21 protein-coding genes are annotated in these 19,956 nt (G+C 73.7%); 13 read left to right on the top strand and 8 right to left on the bottom strand.

What is annotated here, in order from left to right:
* Positions 1 to 43: 43 nt before the first annotated feature.
* Complete coding sequence (locus ACHZ99_RS12230; protein ID WP_420304494.1) at positions 44 to 1,027, bottom strand: hypothetical protein; 984 nt, start codon at positions 1,025 to 1,027, stop codon at positions 44 to 46.
* A gap of 44 nt (positions 1,028 to 1,071) precedes the next feature.
* Positions 1,072 to 1,719: a hypothetical protein gene (locus tag ACHZ99_RS12225; RefSeq protein WP_420304493.1), complete on the bottom strand. Its 648-nt coding sequence runs from the start codon at positions 1,717 to 1,719 to the stop codon at positions 1,072 to 1,074.
* A 332-nt stretch (positions 1,720 to 2,051) separates the two neighbouring features.
* Between ACHZ99_RS12225 and ACHZ99_RS12220 the strand changes: the two genes are divergently transcribed.
* The gene (locus tag ACHZ99_RS12220; protein ID WP_420304492.1) at positions 2,052 to 2,285 is read left to right on the top strand and encodes a DUF397 domain-containing protein; all 234 of its coding nucleotides are present in this window, start codon (positions 2,052 to 2,054) and stop codon (positions 2,283 to 2,285) included.
* A gap of 104 nt (positions 2,286 to 2,389) precedes the next feature.
* Here the strand turns inward: ACHZ99_RS12220 and ACHZ99_RS12215 are convergent, their stop codons facing one another.
* Positions 2,390 to 3,727, bottom strand: a complete 1,338-nt coding sequence (locus ACHZ99_RS12215) for a diacylglycerol kinase family protein (RefSeq protein WP_420304491.1) — start codon at positions 3,725 to 3,727, stop codon at positions 2,390 to 2,392.
* Between the two features lie 145 nt (positions 3,728 to 3,872).
* On the opposite strand from ACHZ99_RS12215, the gene ACHZ99_RS12210 reads away from it, so the two are divergent.
* Positions 3,873 to 5,156, top strand: coding sequence for an adenylosuccinate synthase (locus tag ACHZ99_RS12210; protein ID WP_420304490.1), 1,284 nt, complete (start codon positions 3,873 to 3,875; stop codon positions 5,154 to 5,156).
* A 7-nt stretch (positions 5,157 to 5,163) separates the two neighbouring features.
* Here the strand turns inward: ACHZ99_RS12210 and ACHZ99_RS12205 are convergent, their stop codons facing one another.
* From ACHZ99_RS12205 to ACHZ99_RS12195, 3 genes are all read right to left on the bottom strand, one after another.
* Positions 5,164 to 7,014 carry a protein kinase domain-containing protein gene (locus ACHZ99_RS12205; protein ID WP_420304489.1) on the bottom strand — a complete coding sequence of 617 codons (1,851 nt, stop codon included), beginning with the start codon at positions 7,012 to 7,014 and terminating at the stop codon, positions 5,164 to 5,166.
* A 30-nt stretch (positions 7,015 to 7,044) separates the two neighbouring features.
* Positions 7,045 to 7,401, bottom strand: a complete 357-nt coding sequence (locus tag ACHZ99_RS12200) for a hypothetical protein (protein ID WP_420304488.1) — start codon at positions 7,399 to 7,401, stop codon at positions 7,045 to 7,047.
* A 231-nt stretch (positions 7,402 to 7,632) separates the two neighbouring features.
* On the bottom strand, positions 7,633 to 8,289 hold the full coding sequence (locus tag ACHZ99_RS12195; protein WP_420304487.1) for a MarR family winged helix-turn-helix transcriptional regulator: 657 nt from the start codon (positions 8,287 to 8,289) through the stop codon (positions 7,633 to 7,635).
* A 113-nt stretch (positions 8,290 to 8,402) separates the two neighbouring features.
* Here ACHZ99_RS12195 and ACHZ99_RS12190 point away from each other — a divergent pair, with 113 nt between their 5' ends.
* Both ACHZ99_RS12190 and ACHZ99_RS12185 read left to right on the top strand, forming a co-directional pair.
* A complete protein-coding gene (locus ACHZ99_RS12190; RefSeq protein ID WP_420304486.1) occupies positions 8,403 to 9,083 on the top strand; it encodes a GntR family transcriptional regulator in 681 nt (226 codons plus the stop codon).
* 162 nt (positions 9,084 to 9,245) lie between these two features.
* The gene (locus ACHZ99_RS12185; RefSeq protein WP_420304485.1) at positions 9,246 to 9,896 is read left to right on the top strand and encodes a hypothetical protein; all 651 of its coding nucleotides are present in this window, start codon (positions 9,246 to 9,248) and stop codon (positions 9,894 to 9,896) included.
* Positions 9,897 to 9,914: 18 nt separating this feature from the next.
* Here ACHZ99_RS12185 and ACHZ99_RS12180 read toward each other — a convergent pair whose 3' ends face one another.
* On the bottom strand, positions 9,915 to 10,808 hold the full coding sequence (locus ACHZ99_RS12180; RefSeq protein WP_420304484.1) for an SLATT domain-containing protein: 894 nt from the start codon (positions 10,806 to 10,808) through the stop codon (positions 9,915 to 9,917).
* A gap of 248 nt (positions 10,809 to 11,056) precedes the next feature.
* Here ACHZ99_RS12180 and purD point away from each other — a divergent pair, with 248 nt between their 5' ends.
* The 9 genes from purD (at position 11,057) to ACHZ99_RS12135 (ending at position 19,158) form a co-directional block, all read left to right on the top strand.
* Positions 11,057 to 12,325, top strand: a complete 1,269-nt coding sequence (gene purD, locus ACHZ99_RS12175; RefSeq protein ID WP_420304483.1) for a phosphoribosylamine--glycine ligase — start codon at positions 11,057 to 11,059, stop codon at positions 12,323 to 12,325.
* 274 nt (positions 12,326 to 12,599) lie between these two features.
* On the top strand, positions 12,600 to 14,567 hold the full coding sequence (locus ACHZ99_RS12170) for a hypothetical protein (RefSeq protein ID WP_420304482.1): 1,968 nt from the start codon (positions 12,600 to 12,602) through the stop codon (positions 14,565 to 14,567).
* A 148-nt stretch (positions 14,568 to 14,715) separates the two neighbouring features.
* Positions 14,716 to 16,167: a N,N-dimethylformamidase beta subunit family domain-containing protein gene (locus ACHZ99_RS12165; RefSeq protein ID WP_420304481.1), complete on the top strand. Its 1,452-nt coding sequence runs from the start codon at positions 14,716 to 14,718 to the stop codon at positions 16,165 to 16,167.
* Positions 16,168 to 16,315: 148 nt separating this feature from the next.
* Positions 16,316 to 16,522 (top strand): hypothetical protein, encoded by a 207-nt coding sequence (locus tag ACHZ99_RS12160; RefSeq protein WP_420304480.1) that lies wholly within the window; start codon positions 16,316 to 16,318, stop codon positions 16,520 to 16,522.
* Positions 16,506 to 17,030 carry a DUF6879 family protein gene (locus ACHZ99_RS12155; protein WP_420304479.1) on the top strand — a complete coding sequence of 175 codons (525 nt, stop codon included), beginning with the start codon at positions 16,506 to 16,508 and terminating at the stop codon, positions 17,028 to 17,030. The genes ACHZ99_RS12160 and ACHZ99_RS12155 overlap by 17 nt, the downstream gene beginning before the upstream one ends.
* On the top strand, positions 17,014 to 17,481 hold the full coding sequence (locus ACHZ99_RS12150) for a helix-turn-helix domain-containing protein (protein WP_420304478.1): 468 nt from the start codon (positions 17,014 to 17,016) through the stop codon (positions 17,479 to 17,481). Before ACHZ99_RS12155 ends, ACHZ99_RS12150 begins: the two co-directional genes overlap by 17 nt.
* 6 nt (positions 17,482 to 17,487) lie before the next feature.
* Entirely contained in the window at positions 17,488 to 17,850 is a 363-nt protein-coding gene (locus ACHZ99_RS12145; protein ID WP_420304698.1) for a Scr1 family TA system antitoxin-like transcriptional regulator, read from the top strand.
* 334 nt (positions 17,851 to 18,184) lie between these two features.
* Positions 18,185 to 18,445: a hypothetical protein gene (locus tag ACHZ99_RS12140; RefSeq protein WP_420304477.1), complete on the top strand. Its 261-nt coding sequence runs from the start codon at positions 18,185 to 18,187 to the stop codon at positions 18,443 to 18,445.
* A gap of 65 nt (positions 18,446 to 18,510) precedes the next feature.
* A complete protein-coding gene (locus ACHZ99_RS12135; RefSeq protein WP_420304476.1) occupies positions 18,511 to 19,158 on the top strand; it encodes a class I SAM-dependent DNA methyltransferase in 648 nt (215 codons plus the stop codon).
* A gap of 163 nt (positions 19,159 to 19,321) precedes the next feature.
* Here ACHZ99_RS12135 and ACHZ99_RS12130 read toward each other — a convergent pair whose 3' ends face one another.
* The gene (locus ACHZ99_RS12130; protein WP_420304475.1) at positions 19,322 to 19,909 is read right to left on the bottom strand and encodes a CGNR zinc finger domain-containing protein; all 588 of its coding nucleotides are present in this window, start codon (positions 19,907 to 19,909) and stop codon (positions 19,322 to 19,324) included.
* Positions 19,910 to 19,956 lie beyond the last annotated feature (47 nt).

Here is a 19,956-nt window from a genome sequence, read left to right as displayed (position 1 = left end):
CTGTGACGTGACTGGTTCGGTCGGGCCAGCGCCCGCGGTCAGATCAGCGGACGATGGACTGGATCTCGTTGACGGTGACGTCCTGCGGCGTGCCGAAGGTCCCCGACGGCAGGTCGGTGGGCTCGGGGTGGTGGGTGCCGGTCCAGCTGACCTTCCAGGTGACGGTGGCCTGGAAGGGGTACGGGCCGGTGGCCTCGGAGGAGCGCAGGTACTTCACCCCGCACGGCGGCGGGCCCTCGGCCCCTGCGGGCCGCTTCTGGCCGATGCCGCCGTCGTCGCCGAGGGGGCAGTCGCCCGACTCGGGGTAGGTGAGCGCGTCATCGGTGCCGGGGTCGATGTGGATCCCGGCGGGCCGGGCGGTGGTGGTGGCGGAGATGCCGAGCACGTCGACCGAGGCGGTTGCCGATACCGGGTGGAACGTCGCGTCGTCCAGCGAGACCCAGGTGGGCAGGTTCACGACCTGCCTGTCGTCGGCGGGCTGGAGGGTGGCGGTGCCCTCGGGGATGCGGATCTCTTCGTAGGCGAGCTGGGCGAGGATCTCTGGGGTGATGGCGTTCTCGATGTCCGCCGGCGGTTCGTCCCCGGTGTCCACCCAGAACGGCATGTCGTTGCACTCCATTGCCGCGGAGTCGCCTAAGCGGTCAGGGTTTTTGTACGCGCCCCACCAGTAGCCTTCGTCGTTCTTCTCGACGTTGAAGGCGCCGTGCTCGCCGTTGATGTACTTGTCCTTCATCGACTCCGCGTTGCCCGCATCGTGTTGCGGGCTCAGGTCGACCATCCCGTCCAGCCGGCTCTGGGCGGCTTCCTGAGCGGTCCACTTCGGCGCGTACCAGCACGCCGGAGGTGACCATCCCCCGAGGGGGGTCAACTGGCCGGAGCCGCTCGTCTCCGTGTCCGAGCCGCCGCTGCTGATCTCCACGCCGACGGTCGACGAGACTTCTCCGTCACCGGTGTCGCCCTTTTCCTCGACCGACGAGATTCCTCCGTGTTCGGTTCGTTCGGCGTGTGCCTGCCCGGGTAAGAGCAAGGTGGTTGACGCTAAGCAGACGGCCAGGAGGCCGACCTGCTTCCTCATGGCTGACACTGTTCCGCGCCCCTGTCCGAGAGCACATTGACGGTCTTCCACACGCCCTCTTTGTTCTTCTCCAGACGTGTGTTGTAGAGAACGTACGCGTTCTTCGTGGCCGGAGAGCGGTCAACCTCACCCGTCTTGCCGTCCTTCACGAAAGCTTGACTCTCGTCAATGCAGTAAATCACTGACGCCGCGCCGTCGTCGCGAAAGGTCGCTTTGCGGTCGAAATACCGCGCCGTGCCGACCCAGGTGTCCCCTTCCTGTACCCAGCCTTCGATGTACTGAACGGTGGGGCCGAACGCGACTCCATCGGTGTAGAAGCGCACGGCGTCGGTGCTCTCTTCCCCGCGAAGGATGGCATCGTCAACTGCGTTGACCCACGCTTGGTTGTCCGCGAGGACGGCGTCCTTCTTCGGGTCGCCGGTCTCGGTGTCCTCGAAGACGTTCTTCGAGCCGTCCGGCAGCTTGATCTCCGGTCGGCCTGACTCTTCCGTTTCGGTCGGCGACTCGGAGGGCGTCGACGACGGCTTCGCCCCGGCGATCTTGTCGCCGTCGTCACCGCCGTCGTCGTCGCTGCCGCCGCAGGCGGCGAGCAGCAGGAGTGCCGCGATCGCCAGGGCGCCGGTGGACGTCCGGCTCCGCAGCACGGTCCGGGATCGGGCGCGTCTCCCGCAGTGGGGGGTGGGCTTGGCGCCGGCAGCGGTCGCCGTGGCTGCGGAGAAAGGGCGGCCAGTCACAGTCAACTCCGGGTGGTGAAGGGAAGATGCTCGTGATCTGACGCTATCGAGCGGGTACGTTGCCGCACCACCGTCGATTTTCAGCCCGGCATTGCCTCTTGAGGCACATGGAATTCCATCGAAGGCTGGCCACGGGCCAGTCGAATTCTCCGGGAGAATCGGACAGGCACTCGGCCCAGGTCCGCGTTGCCGCCGGAAGACACCTCGCCGTTCCTGCACCGCCTATCCCGGGAGATCGAAGGATGACCACGTCCATCCGTACCCTCTCCGCCCAGGACATCGACGCCGACTGGGTCAAGTCCTCCTACAGCGACAACGGGACGGCCTGCGTCGAGGCCGCCGACCTGACCCGGACCGACCGTCGCGGTGTCGCCGTGCGGGACTCCAAGGACCCCGACGGTCCGGCGCTGCTGTTCACGCCGGAGATGTTCGCCGCGTTCGTTGCCGACGTGCGGGGCGGCCGGTTCGACGTCTGACGCGGGGCTGGCATTGCCGTCCTCCGTGGCGGGGGGAGGGGCGGCGATTCGGGTGGTCGGTTCGGTCGGTCTGCGGTGGGGTCAGGGGGTGGGGGCGGGGGTGGTTAGTGGGTTGGGGCGGTGATCAGGCGCCAGGCGTCGGGGTGGGCCGTCCAGGTGCGCTGGCGGACCGGGGGGCTCAGCAGGGCGTCGGCGCGGTAGCGGAAGTCGCTGCCCCAGACTCGTACGCTGCGGGCCTGGGCGTGCAGGGGGTCGCGGTCGCCGCGGGGGAGGACCACGACCTGCGCCAGCCCGCTCGCCGGGTCCGTGACGACCCGGACCTGGGCCGCCGGGCGGTCCAGGTCCGCCAGCAGCACGCCGTCCGCCTCGACGCGCAGCCGGAAGCCCTCCTCCGGGGGCGGGCCGGCGGCGTCCGGGGCGGCCGGGGCGTCCTCTTCCTCGTCGTACGGGGTCGGCGGCCAGCCCGCGTCGTCCCACTCCTCCGTGCCGTGTCCGCCCGGCGGTGTCCGCCCCGCGCCGTCCGCGCCGCCGGACTCCCAGCCCCCCGTGGCGTCCTCCGCGCCCCACTCCGTGACCACCGCCGGCGCCGGGCCCGGCGTTCGCCCGCCCCCGTTGCGCTGGCCGACCGCGCGCGCGGCCAGCGCGCGCAGGCCCGCCGCCGGGGTCCAGCGCCGTCCGGGGCCGCCCGCTCCGGCGCGGGCCCGCTGCGCCAGACCGGCCAGCGCCGCCCGGGAGCCGCCCGTGCCGCCCGCGCCGCCGCCGCTGCCCGTGCCGTCGGTGCCCGCCGGTGCCGCGGAGCCGCCGGGAGCGCCGGTGGCCCCGTCTCCGCCCGGGCCGCCTCCGCCGCCCTGCCGGCCCGGTCCGGGCTCGCCCGGGCCGCCGGCGTCGTGTGCGCCCGGCGTCCCGACGCGCCCGAGCCCTCCGAGCGCCTCCGGGGCCCCGTGCCCCTCTCCGTCCTCCAGCCCCGCGTCCCCCGGCGCCGCGCCGTACGCCGCGCCCGCGCCCGCCGCCGGCAGCCGCAGCGCGTCCAGCACCACCCCGCCGCCGTCGTCCACCAGCAGCCCGAGCCGCCGCTCCTGCCCCGCCAGCACCGTCCGGGCCGCCGCCACCGTCCCTGTCGGCACCCCCAGCGTCGCGGCCAGCGCCCGTGCCGTACCGACCGGCACCAGCGACAGCGGCGCCTCCGCCAGCGTCTCCTGCCGGCGCAGCTCGCTCACCACCCGCAGAAACGCCCGGTCGTCGCCGATGACCACCGGCCGCCGTCCGCCCCGGCGGGCGAGCGCGCGGGCCAGCTCCGCCGCGCTCTCGGGCAGGCAGATCTTCGTGGCCGCCGCCGCGGAGAGCACGTCACGCGCGATCCGTACCGCTTCCCCGTCCGCCCGCCGTGCAGCGGGGTCGATGAGCACGAGCAGTGAGCGCCCGGTGGGGTCTGGAGCCGACACCACGGTCCTTCCTCAGGTAATCTCTCGGTGCAAGAGCCCCTGTCGCACTTGTGCCAGGGGCTTCGTCTATCCGGGGCCCGGTCCGATCCCCGGTGCACGGCGCACCGCACGTTGGACATGCCCCGCCCGGAAGGGGTGTACGCCTGTGCCCGCACTCGTACTGCTCGGTGCTCAGTGGGGTGACGAAGGCAAGGGGAAGGCCACCGATCTGCTCGGCGGCTCGGTGGACTACGTGGTGCGCTTCCAGGGCGGGAACAACGCCGGGCACACGGTGGTGGTCGGCGACCAGACGTACGCGCTGCACCTGCTGCCGTCGGGCATCCTGTCGCCCGGCTGCACGCCGGTGATCGGCAACGGCGTCGTCGTCGACCCCGAGGTGCTGCTGGGGGAGCTGAGCGCGTTGCAGGAGCGCGACGTGGACACGTCCAAGCTGCTGATCAGCGGAAACGCCCACCTCATCACGGCGTACCACACCGACCTGGACAAGGTGACGGAACGGTTCCTCGGCAAGCGGAAGATCGGCACCACCGGCCGCGGCATCGGCCCAGCCTACGCCGACAAGATCAACCGGGTCGGGATCCGCGTCCAGGACCTCTTCGACGAGTCGATCCTGCGGCAGAAGGTGGACGCGGCGCTGGACCAGAAGAACCAGATCCTCGCCAAGCTCTACAACCGCCGCGCCATCTGCCCCGACGCCGTCGTCGAGCAGCTCCTCGGCTACGCGGAGCAGCTGCGTCCGTACGTCGCCGACACCACCCTCGTCCTCAACGAGGCCATCGACGGCGGCAAGGTGGTCCTCTTCGAGGGCGGCCAGGGCACGCTCCTCGACGTCGACCACGGCACGTACCCCTTCGTCACCTCGTCCAACCCGACCGCGGGCGGCGCCTGCACGGGAACCGGCGTCGGCCCCACCCGGATCAGCCGGGTCATCGGCATCCTCAAGGCGTACACAACGCGCGTGGGCGCCGGACCGTTCCCGACCGAGCTGCTCGACGAGGACGGCGACCGGCTGCGCACCATCGGCGGCGAGCGCGGCGTGACCACCGGCCGGGACCGGCGCTGCGGCTGGTTCGACGCGGTGATCGCCCGCTACGCCACCCGCGTCAACGGCCTGACGGACTTCTTCCTCACCAAGCTCGACGTGCTGACCGGCTGGGAGCGGATCCCGGTCTGCGTGGCGTACGAGATCGACGGCCGCCGCGTCACCGAACTGCCGTACAGCCAGACCGACTTCCACCACGCCACCCCCGTGTACGAGATGCTGCCGGGCTGGTCCGAGGACATCTCGAAGGCCACCGCCTTCGAGGAGCTGCCGAAGAACGCGCAGGCGTACGTCAAGGCGCTGGAGGAGATGTCGGGCGCGCCGATCTCGGCGGTCGGCGTCGGCCCCGGCCGGAACGAGACGATCCAGATCAACTCGTTCCTGTGAGCGGCGGTCAGGCCCGGCCCTTCAGCCGCTGGTCCTGGAGCGTCGTCAGCTGCTGCACGGCCAGCAGCGCCAGCACGCTCGTCACGATCAGCACCACCGAGAAGAGCAGGTCGAGCAGCACGAGCTGACCCGCCGCGTCGATGTCGCTGCCGGGCTCCCAGTCCTCCGCGGTGCCCACCGCGAGCGCCATGGAGCCGATCCACAGCGTCCACCAGGCGTACACCACGCCCTTCCCGTACGTCACGGGCCGCGGGCCGTAGCCGACGGGCGGCCGGGCCTGGTGCGGGTAGGGGCTGCTGACCCGGAAGATGTCGTTGACGATCTGGAGGGGGAACCACAGCTGGGCGACCGGTATGTACCAGGAGCCGATCGCCAGCCCGGGGGAGTAGCGCACCTGGCCGGGGGCGAACGCCTCGGCGTTCGTCCGCAGCCGGTAGAACCAGACCGACCACAGGACGGCGACCACCGCGAAGATGAGGAAGTTGCCGGCGGTGAGGTTCTCCATCCGGTCGAGGTCGCCGCCCATGGACCAGGTGCTGCCGGCGTCGCTCAGCTTGCCGATGAGGCTGAGTTCCTGGACGGCCTGGAGGCAGACGTACGCCGTGTAGACGCCGAGGAGCACCTGGAGCGCGGTGGCGAGGGGGCGGATGGGGCGCGGCGTGCCGGGGCGGGGGGTCTGCCAGCCGGTCTGGCCGTACGGGGGCGAGGGCGGCGGGGTGCCGTACGGGGGCTGGTGGGCGGTGGGCGGGGCGCCGTAGGCGGGCTGCTGGGGCGGCGTACCGAAGTGCTGCTGGTACTGCTGCTGGTGCTGTTGCTGCGGCGGGGGCTGCATGCCCGTCGGGGTGTACGGGCCCGCCTGCGGGGCGGCGCCCGCCGGCGGCGGCCCGTACGCGGGGCCCGGCGCGGCGCCGGCGGCCCCGCCCGCGGCGGCCCCGCCCGCGGCGGCGCCGTGCGGCGTCTCCGCGTCCAGCAGCTCCACCGCCCGCCGCGCCAGCAGCTCCAGCAGTTCGCCCGGCAGCCACGGCCGGAGCCCCGCCGCCTCCTCGGTGAGCGCGACCAGCTCCGCCACCTGCGGCCGGGCGGCCGGGTCCTTGGCGAGACAGCGCTCGACCAGAGCGCGCAGCCCGCCGTCGATGCCCGACAGTTCCGGTTCCTCGGCGGCGATACGGAACATCAGCGCGTGCGCGCCGCTGTCATCCGTGCCGAACGGCATCCGCCCGGTCGCCGCGAACGCCAGCACCGTACCCAGGCAGAACACGTCGCTGGCGGCCGTGACCCGCTCGCCGCGCACCTGCTCGGGCGACATGAAGCCGGGCGAGCCGATGACGGCGCCGGTGCGGGTGAGGCCGTCGCCGGCGGCCGTGACGGAGTCCAGCGCGCGGGCGATGCCGAAGTCGATGACGCGCGGCCCGTCGATGGTGACGAGGATGTTGGACGGCTTGAGGTCGCGGTGCACGAGCCCGGCGGCGTGGATCGCCTGCAACGCCCGCGCCAGCCCGCCGGCGAGCGCGTGCACGGAGGCGTCGGGCAGCGGGCCGTGGTCCTTGGCGATGACCTCGTGCAGGGAGGGGCCGGCGACGTACCCGGTGGCGACCCACGGCGTCGCGGCGTGCGTGTCGGCGTCGAGCACGGGCGCGGTCCACTCGCCGCCCACCCGCCGCGCGGCGGTGATCTCCTGCGTGAACCGGCGGCGGAACTCCGGTTCGCGCGCCAGCTCTTCCTTCACCAGCTTCACCGCGGCGGTGCGGCCGCGTTCGGAGCGGGCGAGGTAGACGCGGCCCATGCCGCCCTCGCCGAGCCGTCCGAGCAGTTGGTACGAGCCGACGCGGCGCGGATCGTCCGGTCCCAGGCTGTCCATGCCGCCCCCCTTCCCCGTCGTCGGGCGAGCTTATTGTGTCGGGCCGGCGGTCGGGCCGTCCGCCCTCGTGCAGTGCCGGGTGCGCCGCCTGCCCGGCGGCGTCGGCCCGGGGACGTACCCGGTGGCCATCCACGGCCCCGGCGCCCCGGAGCCGGGCACGGGCGCCGTCCACCGGCCGCCGACGCGGGCCGCGGCGCGCACCTCCGTGCGGAAGCGGGCGCGGCACTCCTCCGCGGCGGGCAGCTCCGGCCCGGCCGGCTTGCGGGCGGCCGTTCCGCCGCCCGCGGTCCGGCCCCGGCGGACCCGGCCCCTACCGCCGCTGCCGAGCCTGTTGCGCCCGCCGGGCAGCCGGTGCGCGCCGATCTGCGGCCGAGCCTGCGGTTCCACGCTCTTCATTCCCGTCCCCCGGTCATCCCGGAGAGCGTATGCGGTGGCCGGGGCCGGGGATGAGGGGGGCCGCGATTCTCGTAGCGGTGCTGTCACACCACCGTCGCGAGGCGGTGACCTCGGCGGGGGCGATTCAGCGGGGGTACGGGCCGTGCGGGGGCCCGGCGGCGCCGGGTCCGGGGCGGTGGGTCCGGCCCCGGATCCGCCCGCGGCGCCGCTCCCCGGACCGGCTCAGCCGTCCGCTCCTCCCGCGGCGGGCGGCGGGCCCGCGTCCTCCGCGTCCGCCACCTCGACGTCCGCCGCCTCGACCTCCGCCGCCTCGACCTCCGCGGCCTCCTCCGCGTCCTCCGCCTGCAACGCCTCCATCGCCGCCGACAGCCGCCGCAGCCCCGCCAGCGTCTCCCGGAACCGCTCCTCGCCCCCCAGCCGGTGCCCCAGCCGGGCCGCGAACTCCGCGTGCCCCGGCCCCAGCCGGGCCAGCGCCCGGCGGCCCGCGGGGGTGGGGCGGAGCAGCTTGGCGCGGCGGTGGGCGGGGTTCGGTTCGTACGCCGCGAGCCCCCGCGCGACCAGCGCGTCGGCGAGGCGCTGCACGCTCTGCCGGGTCACGCCCAGGGCGCGCGCGACGCCGGCGACGGGCAGCGGCCGGTGGTACACGGCGTAGAGCACCTGCCAGCGGGAGGTGGTCAGCCGGGCGGGCGCGGCCAGCCGGTCGCCGCGGGCGAGGAACTGGCCGTTGAGGCGGAAGGCGGTGGTGGCGACGGCGTCGAGGAGGGCGGCGGGGTCGAACGGGGCCGGGTCGTCCTCGTCGGGTACGCCGCCGGGCGCACCCCCGGCACGCGTGCCGACACCCGCTCGCGCGGCCTCAGCGTGAACGTTTCTGCGGGCCATGGGGCCTCCCTCCGGCTGTGACAGCAGGCTGGCAACAGGACAGTGTGCTGTCAATCACCCCCGCGCGCTGCGCTTATCGTGTGGGGGCATCCCCCATCAGGAAGGGCCACCGCATGACCCCCGCAGGCGCCGTGGTCCGGCGCGACACGCTGCGTGCACAGATCGCCGACGCCCTGCGCGACGAGATCCTGGCCGGCCGGCTCGCGGCCGGGCAGCACATCACGGTCGGCGAGATAGCGGAGCAGTACGGGGTCTCCGCCACCCCCGTACGCGAAGCCCTGGTCGACCTCTCCGCCCAGGGGCTCCTCGACGTCGAGCAGCACCGCGGCTACCGCGTCCACGCCTTCACCCTCGACGACTTCCGCGCCATGGCCGACGCCCGCACCGTCGTCCAGCTCGGCGTCTTCCGCGCCGACCCGCCGCACATCGTCGACCCCACCCCGGCCGTGCTGACCGCGATGCGGCGGCGCGGCGAGGAGGCCGAGCGGGCGGCGAAGGCGGGCGACCTCGACGTGCTCGTCCACTACGACCTGCGCTTCTGGCGCGAGATCACCAGCCTGATCGGCAACGACTACATCACCGAGTTCCTGGAGCGGGTACGGGTGCACTGCTGGGTGTTCGCGGTGCCGTACCTGCGGGGGGCCTGCGAGGGGTGCGTACCCGACACGTTCTGGCAGGGGCACCTGCAACTCGTGGAGGCCATAGAGCGGCGCGACGTGGCGGCGGCGGAGGCGGTCGTACGCACGTACAACCGGCACTCGGTGGAGCTGATCGAGCGCCTCGCGACCGCCTGAGCCCGCGGCCGCGCGCCACCGGCGGCCCGATCGCCCGCCGCCGGCGTGCGGCACCGTGGCCGAGACCCGGCGGGGGCGGGGGCGCTACCCGGCCGGGGGGTGCTGCCGGGCCGCCGTCAGCGGCTACGCTGAGCCGGACCGCGCAGTTAAGGAGCGTTCCGCTTGGCCTGCGACCTGTGGCTCGTGCCCCTCGTCGACGTGCTGTGCCACAGCCCCGACAACCCCTTCGCCGAGGAGATCGCCGCCTACGACGCCGCGCTCGCGCAGGCGGGGCTCCCGCCGGTGCCGGTGCAGAGCTACATGCCGGGGCTGTCCGGGGACGTCGCCCCGGTCGCCGGCTTCGACTACGACGCGCTCCACTTCCTGCGCCGCGCGTACCTGCTGCAACTGTGCGGCCTGGAGGTCACGCCGGTCGGCGAGCTGGGCGGGGACTACGAACAGCTGCTGGAGATGTTCGAGTCCACGGCGCAGCAGTCGCACCTGGTGTGGCACTACGACCACGCCGGCGCCTACGTCCCCGTCGACTTCCCGCACCCGCTGGTCACGGACGAGCTGCTCGCGGGCGGCGGCCCGCTGGGCTCGGCGCAGGGCCTCGTGCGCGAGCTCGCCGCCGTCGCCCCGGCCATCGGCATCGACCCCGGCAACCCGCCCCCGCCCCCGGCCCCGCCGCCGGGGCCGACGGAGCTGTCGGAGCCGGCGGTGAACGGGCCGGTGGAGGGCGGGGCGTTCGCGCAGGAGCGGCACGTGTGGCTGGGGCTGCACGCGGCGGCGACGCGGAGCCTGGCGCAGGGCTCGATGATCGTCTTCAGCTGACGGCCCGGCCGCCGGCGGCTAACGACTCGGCGGTTCCGGGGGGCGTTGGCGCGGCATCGTGGGGCGCATGCCCGCCGGGGGGAGGGGCGCGCGGGCCTGCGGCTGGGTCGGGGCCTGGGGTTGCGTCCCGGGGCAGCACACCCACGCCAGCGACTGCGTCGCCAGCGCCGCGCGGCCGCCGCCGAACGCCACCATCCAGTCCGCGGTCTCGGCCCGTACCAGGTCGGTCACGTCCTCCGTGAAGCGGCGCAGCACCGCCAGGCACCGCTCGGCCGCCTCGCTCGCCGTGCCCTCGGTCGGGCCCAGCACCTCGCGTACCGACTCCGACGCCCAGTCGAACTGCAGCGCCTCCAGCCGCCGCTGCACCGCCTGCGCCGTGGCCACGTCGCGCATCCAGCCCGACGTCAGCCCGAAGACCCGGTCCGCCGCCAGGCACGCCAGCGCCGCGAACAGCGCCACGAACGCCCAGGCGGCGAAGCCGTCGGGCACGGTCTCCGTCAGGTCGAGCACCGGCAGCGCCGCGCCCGCCGCCGCGCCCAGCGCCGCCCCGGTGCGCAGCGTCCGCGCCGCGCGGCGCTTGACGCGGCGGGCGGCGAGGTACGAGCGGGCGGTGCGCAGGGCGCCCTCCTCGACCCACAGGTACAGCTCGTCCAGCCGCTTGGCCGGGTCGCCCCAGTCGCCGAGGGGGAAGGGCCGGGCGAGCAGGTCGCCGGGGTGCCTGCCGGGGTGCTCGCCGGGGCCGCCGGGGCCGCCGGGGCCGCCGGGCCCGTAGCCGCCGGGGTGGCCCGTCGCGCCCGCCCGGCTCCGGCGGCCGAACAGGCCGCGGCCGCCGCGCCCGCCGCGCCCGCCCCTGCCGTCTCGGCTGCCACCGGCCGCGGGGCCGGTCGTCCGGGTCTCCTCCGAGTGGTTCACGTGTCGCTCTCCTCGCTCGCTGCCGGCCGCGCGCCGCTGACCTGCTCGTTGTGGCGCGTGTGCCGTGTGATGACTGTGATGACTGGGCAATCGGATGGTGCGCCCGCGGCGGCCTTCTTACCGCCGAACGAGGGGACACGAGCCGAAAATGGCGCTATTTACCCTCGTAAGGAGTGGTTGATCGGGTATGGGGGCGAACCGGCCGTCACCCGGACCGGTGGCCCCGGGCCGACCGCTAGGCTGACCCCGTGAAGGTCCTCGTCATCGGCGGCGGCGCCCGCGAACACGCCCTGTGCCGCGCCCTCTCCCTCGACCCCGGCGTCCGCGAGCTGCACTGCGCCCCCGGCAACGCCGGCATCGCCGCCGTCGCCCGGCTGCACGCCGTCGACGCCCTCGACGGCGACGCCGTCGCCGCGCTCGCCGCCGGCCTCGGCGCGGACCTCGTCGTCGTCGGCCCGGAGGCGCCGCTCGTCGCCGGCGTCGCCGACGCCGTACGGGCGCGCGGCATCGACTGCTTCGGGCCGGGCGCCGCGGCGGCCCGGCTGGAGGGGTCGAAGGCGTTCGCGAAGGACGTGATGGCCGAGGCCGACGTGCCCACCGCCCGCTCCTACGTCTGCACCACCCCCGAGCAGGCCGACGCCGCGCTCGACGCCTTCGGCCCGCCGTACGTCGTCAAGGACGACGGGCTCGCGGCCGGCAAGGGCGTCGTCGTCACCGAGGACGCCGACGCGGCACGCGCGCACGCACGCGCGTGCACGGCCGCCGGGCAGGTGGTGATCGAGGAGTTCCTCGACGGGCCCGAGGTGTCCCTCTTCGCCGTCACCGACGGCGAGACCGTCGTCCCGCTGTCGCCCGCCCAGGACTTCAAGCGCGCCTACGACGGCGACGCCGGCCCGAACACCGGCGGCATGGGCGCGTACTCGCCGCTGCCCTGGGCCGACCCCAAGCTGGTCGACGAAGTCGTCGAGACCGTGCTGCAGCCGACCGTCGACGAGATGCGCCGCCGCGGCACGCCCTTCGCCGGGCTGCTGTACGCGGGCCTGGCGCTGACCTCGCGCGGCGTACGGGTGGTGGAGTTCAACGCCCGCTTCGGCGACCCCGAGACGCAGGCCGTGCTCGCCCGGCTGCGCACGCCGCTCGCCGGGCTGCTCCGGGCCGCCGCGCAGGGCCGGCTCGCCGCGTTCCCGCCGCTGGTGTGGAGCGACGACGCGGCCGTCACCGTCGTCCTCGCCGCCCGGGACTACCCCGCGCAGCCGCGCACCGGCGACGTCATCACCGGGCTGGACGCCGCCGCGGGCGTCTCGGACGACGCGTACGTCCTCCACGCCGGTACCAAGCTCGACGACGCCGGCCGGGTCGTCAGCGCCGGCGGCCGGGTGCTGTGCGTCACCGCCGTCGGCGCGGACCTCGCCGTCGCCCGCGACCGCGCCTACGAGGCGATTCGCCACATCGGGCTGGACGGTGCGCACTACCGCGGGGACATCGCCGCGCGCGCCGCGGAGGCCGCCGCCGGCTGACTTCGCGCGGCGTCTCGACCTTTGCCCAAGGCCATTCCATCGGGTGACCGGGCGGCGGTCCGGCTGACGTGACCGCGCCCCCGAACTATGGTGCACCTGCCCGACGCACCGGCCGTCCGGTCGGCCGCGTCCGGGCGGAGGGGGCCTGATCAGGCCAACTGGCCTACCGGCATTGCACGGGCCGGGGCCGGTGCGACAGTGGTGGGGTACGGCCGTTTCGCCTCGTTGCGGCCGTTGCCTACCCGTCGGCGGCCCAAGGGGGTGAGGTACGGACGTGTCCACAGCGACCGGTACGGAGGCGGCGGCGCAGGCCGCCCGCGTCCGCGCCCTCGCCGTCCTGCGGGTACGGGGCACGGCCCTCGCCGTCGCCCTGCTGCCCGCGGCGGCGGCCGTCGTGCTGCTGGCCGGCTCGGCCATGGGCCGGGTGGACGGGGTGCTCGCGGCGCTGCGCTGGCCCGCCGTCGCCCTCGCCGTGCTGGTGCCGGTGCTGGCCGGCGCCGTCGCGCGGTCCCTCTCGCGCGCGGAGCCCGCGGCCACGCTGACCGTCCCGGTGCCGCGCCGGGCCGCCCCCGACCTGTACCGCCTCGTCGGCGACCTCGCCGAGCGGCTCGGCGTGCCGGTGCCGGCGGCGGTGGCGCTCACCCCGGACTGCGACAGCTGGCTGGAGGACCCGGCGCCGGCGCCGGCGGGGGTGCGGAGCTGGCTGCGGTGGGTGGGGCGGAGGCTGGCGCGCTCGCGCGGGAAGGGCGGCCCGGGCTTCGGCCGCGTCCCCGGCCAGGACCAGGGCCCGGGCTCCGGTTCCGGTTCCGGTTCCGGTACGGGCACGGGCGCACCGGACACGTACGGCACCGCCGGGATGTTCGGCACCGGCGCCGCCCGCGGCCCCGCCGCCGAGAGCCACGCCGCCGCCGCGGCGGCCCGGCGGCAGGCGTCCGCCGAGGCGTCGTACGCCCCGAACTGGCGCGAGGTCGTCGAGCGTGCCACCGCCGACCCCGACGGCCCGGTGCTCGTCATCGGCTCGCCCTTCCTGTGGTGGATGCGCGTCGGCGAGCTGCGCGCGGTCCTGGCCCCGGTCGTCGCCGGCACGGCGGCCTCGGCCCAGCCCGACATCGCCGCCGCGCGCCGCTTCGTACGGGCCCTGGACGCGGCGGCGGCGCCGCCGCGGGCGCCGGCGGCGGGCGGGCCGGACCCGTACGCGGCGCCCGGCTTCCCCGGTCCGTACCCGACGGACCACCCCGGCCCGGCCCCCCGCGCCGGCGGCGCCCGCCTCTGGCGGCGGTTCACCGGCGGCGTCGCGCGGCTGCTGCTGCGCGCCTGCGGCGACCACCCCGTCGAGATGGAGCGCGCCGTCGCCACCGCCGCGGCGGAGCGCGCGCAGGCCGTGGACTACGGCCTGCGGATCGTCGCGCAGGAGCAGGTGGGCCTCGCGTACGCCGGCTGGGACCGGCTGCTGACCCGGGTCGCGCTGCCCGCCTGGCGCATGGGCCGCTGGCCCTCCCGGCTCAACGCCGGCGTCGTCTCCGCCCTCACCGAGCTGTCCCGCCGCGACCGCCTCGCCGAGGGCTTCGCCTCCCGGCTCGGCGAACGCCCCGCCTGCGACCTGCTGGAGGAGCCCGGCATGGTGGACGAGGCGGCGTCGCTGCTCGCGGCGGAGCTGTTCAGCGGGCCGGGCGGCGCGGCGGTGGGCGCCGTGGTCGGCGGCGAGCCGGCGGCGGGGTTCGCGGGGGTGAGCTGGGACCAGTACCCGGACGAGGTCGTGGACCGCAAGTGGCGGCTGGAGGCGGCCCGGCTGCACGCCGTCCTCGACCGCCTCGAAGACTGCCCCGAGCCCGCCGGCCGCCCCGACCGCGGCACCCTCGCGCGGGTCGTGGACCGGCTGACGGCGGGCCCGGGGGACGCGGACCGGATCGGCGCCGCCCTGGCCCGCGCCCAGCAGCCGCAGGAGCCGTGGCAGCCGCCGGGTGCGCCGCCGGACCCCGCCGCGACGCCCCTGGCCCCGCCCCGTACCGGCCGCGAACTCCTCGTGGACCACGTCCTCGCCATGGTCTGCTGCGCCGCCGTCGACACCGCCGGCGCCGCCCCCGGACTCGACTGGCTGGACGGCCCGGTGCTGCGCACCCGCCGCGGCGGCAGCCCGGCGGCGGCGGTCCGCACCCTGGTCGAGACCCGCGACGACAGCCAGCTCCGGGCCTGGCTGGCGACCGTCGGCGTCCGCCCGGACAAGCCGGTTCTGCTGGTCTGACGTCCGCTTCCACCACCGGAAGCGGAACCGCCGCCGCTCGTACGGGCGTCATGTCGAACGAACGTCTGCGTTCCGTGAGGGGGCATTCGCGTTGTGTGATGTCCTGGACTTCGCCGACCCGCGCGGGGGCGAGGGAGGGAATCGGCCCGTGGTTCACGACAGCATCCGGCGGTGGGAGTCCGGGGCGCTCGCGCACGCCGTCTCGGACCCGTTCGCGGCGGGCCCGCTGCCGTGGCTGCACGCCGGGGAGGAGTCCTTCGAGGACGGCCGCCTCGTCCCGTGGTACGTGGACGCCGCCACCACCGGCGACGGCGGCGTCCACCTCGCCAACGACGTGCTCCAGCAGATCAAGGGCTTCGCCGCGCCGTCGTCCGTCGCGCCCGGCGAGTCCGTCGACTTCCGGGTCTCGGTCGACCCGCCCCAGGAGTTCGGCGTCGACGTCTACCGCATCGGCCACTACGCCGGCGACGGCGCCGCCAAGGTGACCGGCAGCCCGCGGCTGGCCGGCATCGTGCAGCCGGTGCCGCTCGCCGCCGGACGCACGGTCTCCTGCCACCACTGGTGGCTGTCCTGGCGGCTGCCGATCCCGACGTACTTCTCCCCGGGCGCGTACGTCGCCGTCCTCACCACCGCCGACGGCCACCGCTCCCACGCGCCCTTCACCGTCCGCTCCACCGACCCCGCCGACCTGCTCCTGCTGCTGCCGGACGTCACGTGGCAGGCGTACAACCTCTACCCCGAGGACGGCCGCACCGGCGCCAGCCTCTACCACGCCTGGGACGACGAGGGCCGCCTCCTCGGCGAGCCGGAGGCGGCCACCACGGTCTCCTTCGACCGCCCCTACGCGGGCGCTGGCCTGCCCCTGCACGCCGGCCACGCCTACGACTTCATCCGCTGGGCCGAGCGCTACGGCTACGACCTGGCGTACGCCGACGCCCGCGACCTGCACGCCGGCCGCGTCGACCCCACCCGCTACCGCGGCGTCGTCTTCCCCGGCCACGACGAGTACTGGTCGGCGCGCATGCGCCGGGCCGCGGAGCGCGCCCGCGACGCGGGCACGTCGCTGGTGTTCCTCTCCGCCAACACCATGTACTGGCGGGTCGACCTGGCCGCCTCGGCGGCCGGGGAGCCCGACCGGCTGCTGCGCTGCGCCAAGCGCCAGGGCCCGGGCCGCCCGGCGCTCTGGCGGGAGCGGGGCGAGCCGGAGCAGGAGTTGCTGGGCGTGCAGTACGTGGGCCGGGTGCCGGAGCCGAGCCCGCTGGTCGTACGGAACGCGGACCACTGGCTGTGGGAGGCGACCGGCGCCCGCGAGGGCACCGAACTCCCCGGCCTGGTGGCCGGCGAGGCGGACCGCTACTTCCCCCGCGCCCCCCTCCCCGACCACACGGAACGCCGGCTCCTGGCCCACTCGCCGTACGCCGACGGCCGCGGGGTGCGCCGCTACCAGGAGACGTCGCTGTACGAGACCCCGGCGGGCGGCCTGGTGTTCGCGGCCGGCACGTTCGCCTGGTCCCCGGCCCTGGACCGCCCGGACCACGTGAACCCGGTGATCCAGCGCGCGACGGCGAACCTGCTGGATCGAATCTGCAAACGCGACTGAACACCCTGAACCCTTCGCCCGCGCGGCACCGACCGGGTTTATGCAAGAACGTGAATAGCCGCGTTCGTGCATAGACGGCTCGCCCGCCGTGCTCGTACCGTCGTGACGACCGGCCCGTACCGGGGCCTGCATCAGGGGGTTCGCAGCTGTGGCTCGTGAAGAACTGACTCGACTGACCGGCACCGGGAACGGCAACTGCAACAACGACGACTGCCCGAACGTCTACCGCACGACCTCCGGCTCGTTCGTGGTCCAGGGCGACGTATCCCAGGTGTTCATCGCGCCGGACGGCGAAGGGCTGGTGGAAATCCCAGAAGAGACCTTGAGGGAGGCGTTCCGTGCTCTTGGATGGTGAAGCCTGGACATCCAGGGTTCAGGGGTTCACGCGTGAAGCGTGGCGGCTTGAAACACTTCCCGTGTACCGGGTGCCCGGCGAGGACGGAGACATCAGGGACTTCATGGCCGGGCGGCGACTGGATCCCGAGAGCTACTCCTCGGCCTACACGGAGGGTCTGCGGAGGATCAAGTCAGCTGGAAAATCGAAAGGGCGGGTCCACATCGTCAGGCGGCCGCTGACGGATTACCTCCGCTTTGAGTTCATGTACTACGACGTACATGCGCGAGCCGGGGATGACATTCGCATCCTGGATGTGACGGACCGCCCCAACCCTCTTGACGGAGTTCAGGATTTTTGGCTGTTCGACAGGTCGGAAGTCGTCCTCATGAACTATGATGCGGACGGCACCCAGACCAGCCGGGAACTGTACGACGGCGACCCGGCACCGTATGTCGAATACCAGCGGATCGCCCTCATGGAATCCATGCCGTTCAGGGAGTACGTCAACGGTGGCCATCGAGCCTGACGAGCTGGACCGGTCGGGGCGTGAACTTGCGGCCGTACTCAGGCAGCTCCGAAAGCAAGTCGGACTCTCCGGGGCCCGGCTTGCCGCCCGTTGCAACATGTCGCAATCCAAGATCAGCCGGATCGAGAGCAACAAATGTCGTCCATCGCTCCTGGACGTGGAGCAACTCCTTCGCGGACTTGACGCCCCCTGCGATGTCGCAGCAGAAGCGATGGCCATGGCTCGAATCGTGCAGACGGAATGGCAGGACGGGAGGCAACTCCGCAGAAAGGGTCTCGACAAGAAGCAACTGCAACTAGCGGGACTTGAAGCAACGTCCACAACGTTCCGATATTTTATGCTGTCCATGGTCACCGGGCTCCTGGCCACCCCTGAATATGTTCGTGCCAGCCTGACGCGGGCGCCCCCGGAGCAGCAGGGCAAAGCCGTGGCCATGAAGTTGGACAGATAGCGCGTCCTGTTCGACCGATCCAAGCGGTTTACTTTCATTCTTACGGAACAGGCCGTCAGGTACCCGCTGATCCCACCTGACGGCCTAGCCATGCAGATGGAGCGGCTTGCATCCTTCACGCACCAGCCGAATATCCGACTCGGGGTCATCCCTATGGGAGTTCCCTTCACCTCTGGCGCCTTGAACACGTTCACGGTCTACGACGAGACCCTGGCAACCGCTGAGCTGGATCTGGGCGCCATCGTGTTCCGTGACCACCGAGATGTGCTGGAGCTCATCCGGCGCTTCACCGCATACACCGATCACGCGGTCTTCGGTGAAGAGGCCAGAGAGCACCTTGCAACCTGGGCGGCAAAACTCCGCCACTGATCTTTATTCGACAACGTGCATGTCGGGCGGGCTGCGCCGAAATCGGGGGAACGTATCCCAACACCGCCTTGACCGCTTGGGCACCTTCGAGTGGCGGGGCGGGTTCCACCACCCGGGCACGACCACGTGAAGGGAACCAGCGATGGCAACAGCCGTACACGTCCGAGACACCCGAACCTGCGTGCCCACTCAGGTGTGGGAGCGGGAGGTCCGACTCATCATGCGGGATCACGCCACGGGGCGTGATCTGGCTGAGCGCATCCTCGATCAGGCCATCGCCTACCTGGTGGCCTCTGCCGAGTGCCCCGAGGTCCGCGTGGCACCCTCGCCGACTGTGGACCTGGGTGTCCACTCCTTCGTGCTCGACTCGATCAACTACATGGCCTTCTGCAACCGGCACGCGGGACGCTACATCCACCATGTGCCGCACCTGCCCGGGGAGGGTACGCAGGAACCGACCGCCCTGCGGGACACGGTCAGGGCGATCCAGGCTTGCGGCTTCGTCATCGACCCGGAGCTGTGGAGGATGAAGGACGCGGCCGACTGCTCCCAGTGCCACGCCGGGTGCTCGGACAGTCCCAACAGCGGGAAGTAGCGACGTAGTGCGGTAGGTGCCGACCCTCCGGAGAACGGGGGGTCGGCATGACGAGGAGGTTCTGCGTGGAGTTGGTCGACGCCTGGGAGCGGTACGCCCGGGGCCGGGCACGACGGCGGGAGGCGAACGCTACCGGTGCCCGCACGTGGTTGAACTGGACGCAGTACCCGGACCACGGCCCCGACGAATCGATCCTCGGTGACCTCCAGAACCGCACCGTCCTGGAACTGGGCTCCGGCACCGGCTGCAACCTGGCCCACCTGTCCACACTCGGGGCCACCTGTACCGGCGTGGACATCGCCCCCAGCCAGCGCGGGAAGGCCGTAGCCCGTTGGGGCCACCTTCCCGGCCTCGCCTTCCACACGGCAGAAGTGACCGAGTATCTGACCCGTACTGCCGGGTCGTTCGACGTGGTGTTGTCGATCTTCGGCCCTGTCTGGTTCTCGGACCCGGAACTGCTCCTCCCGCTGATCCGTACGAGACTCTCGCCCGGTGGCGTACTGGTCTTCTCCCACGAGCCCCCGGAGCCCGGTATTCCGGCGGTGGGGACTCTGCGGACGGCCAGAGCGGTGACCAGGTGGGACTACGGCCCACAGGAGTGGTCCGCGTGCCTGACCGCGGCCGGGTTCCGGGGGATCAGTGCGGAGACGGTCGCTCCCCCGGAAGGCAAGGACACGGGAACCCTCCTCGTCATGGCTTACGCAGGGGGGTAGCGGCGTCGGCCCTGGACCGCCCGGACCACGTGAACCCGGTGATCCAGCGGGCGACAGCGAACCTGCTGGATCGAATCTGCAAACGCGACTGAGCGGGCGGCGGCCGGCGGGCGAGCGGGCGTTCTCCTCAGGGACGTACGGCGTCCGCCGGTCCCCCGCGCGGTCAGTCCGCCGGGCCGGGCTGCCCGCGCCGGCCGGCGTGGAAGCGGGCCTTCTTCTCGCGGTTTCCGCACGTGTTCATCTCGCACCACCGGCGGCTGCGGCTCCGGCTGGTGTCGAAGAAGGCCGCCCGGCAGGTCGGTGACGCGCACAGCGCCAGCCTGCCGTCCCGTGCGCCCGAGACGACGGCGACCGCGTCCGCCGCGATCACGCCCAGCGCGTCCGCCACGTCGGACACCGCGTCCGGGGCCGCGCCGAGCCGCCACTCGCGCTTCCCCTCCGGCGTCAGGACCGCCGCGGCCCGGCCCTCCGCGCTGCGGTCGTTGATGACCCGGACGGCGGCCGCGGGCAGCGCCTCCCCGGCCGCGGCCGCCGTCGCGGCGAGGTGGATCGACTCCCGCAGCTCCCGGGCCAGGTCGAGCTGCGCGGCGGTGCAGGAGTCCACGGCGAGGCCGCTGACCGCCAGCCAGTCGGCGAGCCGCTGCGGGGTGGGGATGCGCTCCACGGGAGTGCCGCGGCGCTCCGTCAGGGTCGCCGTGAAGCTGGTCGCCAGCACGCTGCCGAGCCGGAATTCGGGGAAGGTCACACGCATGGAACCACCTTAGCCGGTTGCGGGGCGGGATGGCGACATGCTAGAAC

It is taken from the genome of Streptomyces sp. MAR4 CNX-425, from assembly GCF_048656465.1.
Taxonomy (GTDB): Bacteria; Actinomycetota; Actinomycetes; order Streptomycetales; family Streptomycetaceae; genus Streptomyces.
Note: the sequence above shows the minus strand (reverse complement) of the source record. Positions and strands in the feature narration are given on the sequence as shown.

Bases quoted from the DNA above. Each gene is read 5' to 3' on its own strand.
- ACHZ99_RS12220 (WP_420304492.1), top strand. From the start codon at position 2,052: ATGACCACGTCCATCCGTACCCTCTCCGCCCAGGACATCGACGCCGAC.
- ACHZ99_RS12205 (WP_420304489.1), bottom strand. From the start codon at position 7,014: ATGGACAGCCTGGGACCGGACGATCCGCGCCGCGTCGGCTCGTACCAA.
- ACHZ99_RS12195 (WP_420304487.1), bottom strand. From the start codon at position 8,289: ATGGCCCGCAGAAACGTTCACGCTGAGGCCGCGCGAGCGGGTGTCGGC.
- ACHZ99_RS12190 (WP_420304486.1), top strand. From the start codon at position 8,403: ATGACCCCCGCAGGCGCCGTGGTCCGGCGCGACACGCTGCGTGCACAG.
- ACHZ99_RS12130 (WP_420304475.1), bottom strand. From the start codon at position 19,909: ATGCGTGTGACCTTCCCCGAATTCCGGCTCGGCAGCGTGCTGGCGACC.